This is a genomic window from Streptomyces virginiae, from assembly GCF_000720455.1.
In the GTDB taxonomy this organism is placed as follows: Bacteria; Actinomycetota; Actinomycetes; order Streptomycetales; family Streptomycetaceae; genus Streptomyces; species Streptomyces virginiae.
Map to the genome: position 1 here is coordinate 1 of NZ_JOAK01000097.1, position 464 is coordinate 464.

The window sequence follows — 464 nt, forward strand, 5'->3', positions numbered from 1 at the left end:
CTGGTGTCCGCGGCGGCCCCAGGACTCGGTGTCGATGACGTTGCCGCGGTTGTCGCGGAGGGTGGCGGTGTCGCGGTCGTTCCAGACCTGCTGGTGGCGGTCCTGGTAGAGGTCGTGGCGGGTGTTGCGGCCCTGGCCGGTGTGGACCTTGACGGCGGAGCGGCCGTCGAGGCGGAAGTCGGGGAAGCGGTAGCGGTTGCCCTGCTGGTCGGTGAGGGTGTAGCCGCGGAGGTTGACGCTGTGGCGGCCGGTGTTCTTGATCTCGACCCATTCGCGGTTCAGGGCGCGGTTGGAGCGGTCGTGGCGGGAGGGGCTGTCGTACTGGACGTCGCCGATGACGAGGGAGGAGTGGGGTCCGCGGTGGTCGCGGCGGTGGTCGTCGGCCGCGGCGGGCAGGGTGGCGGCGCCGATCAGGGTGCCGGCCGCCAGCAGGGTGGCGAGAACGCGGCGGGTGGCGAGAGAAG

1 protein-coding gene is annotated in these 464 nt (G+C 72.2%); it reads right to left on the bottom strand.

What is annotated here, in order from left to right:
• The coding region (locus IG86_RS0138115; protein WP_030903204.1) for a lamin tail domain-containing protein at positions 1 to 464 on the bottom strand (464 nt) is incomplete at both ends.